Source organism: Methylobacterium sp. WL18, from assembly GCF_008040015.1.
Classification (GTDB): domain Bacteria; phylum Pseudomonadota; class Alphaproteobacteria; order Rhizobiales; family Beijerinckiaceae; genus Methylobacterium; species Methylobacterium mesophilicum.
Map to the genome: position 1 here is coordinate 1 of NZ_VRVD01001157.1, position 746 is coordinate 746.

Annotated in this window: 1 protein-coding gene; it reads left to right on the plus strand. The window is 74.5% G+C overall.

Annotation, left to right across the window (positions count from 1 at the left end; genetic code table 11):
• Positions 1–746: hydantoinase/oxoprolinase family protein (locus FV228_RS31510; RefSeq protein ID WP_147857951.1), on the plus strand; the 746-nt coding region annotated here is incomplete at both ends.

The window sequence follows — 746 nt, forward strand, 5'->3', positions numbered from 1 at the left end:
GCCCTGGACGGGTCCCTGGCGGCCTTGCCCGACTGGGCGCGCGACGAGGCCCGGCACGCCGTCACCATGACGGGCGAGCTGACCGACTGCTTCGCGGGCCGCCGGGAAGGCGTGGCGGCGCTCTCGGGCTGGGCCGAGCGGCACCTCGCCGGCCCGGTGCGAATCTATGCCGGCCGCTCAGGCCTCGTCGCCCCGGAGGCGGCGGAAGAGGTTTTCGCGGACGTCGCCTCGGCCAATTGGCACGCCACGGCGGCGCTCGCCGGGCAGCATGCGCCGGACGCGCTCCTGATCGATGTCGGCTCGACCACAGCCGACCTGATCCCGATCGCCGCCGGCCGCCCGGCCGCCACCGGCTACAGCGACGCCGAGCGCCTGGAGACCGGGGAACTCGTCTATACCGGGATCGTCCGCACTCCGGTGATCGCGCTCACCGACCACGCTCCCTTCGGCGGTCGCCGCACCCGGCTGATGACCGAGACGTTCGCCCACATGGCCGACGTGTACCGGATCCTGGGGCTGCTGCCCGAGGGGGTCGACCAGCAGGCCAGCGGCGACCGCAAGGGCAAGTCCGTCGCCGAGAGCGAGACCCGGCTCGCCCGGATCGTCGGCCGGGATCGCGAAGAGGGCACCCCCGAGGCCTGGGCGCTGCTGGCAGGTCACTTCGCCGAGGTGCAACTGCGGCTGCTGCACGACGCCGCCGCCGCCCTGCTGAGCCGGGCCGACCTCGCCCCGGGAGCGCCCCTCAT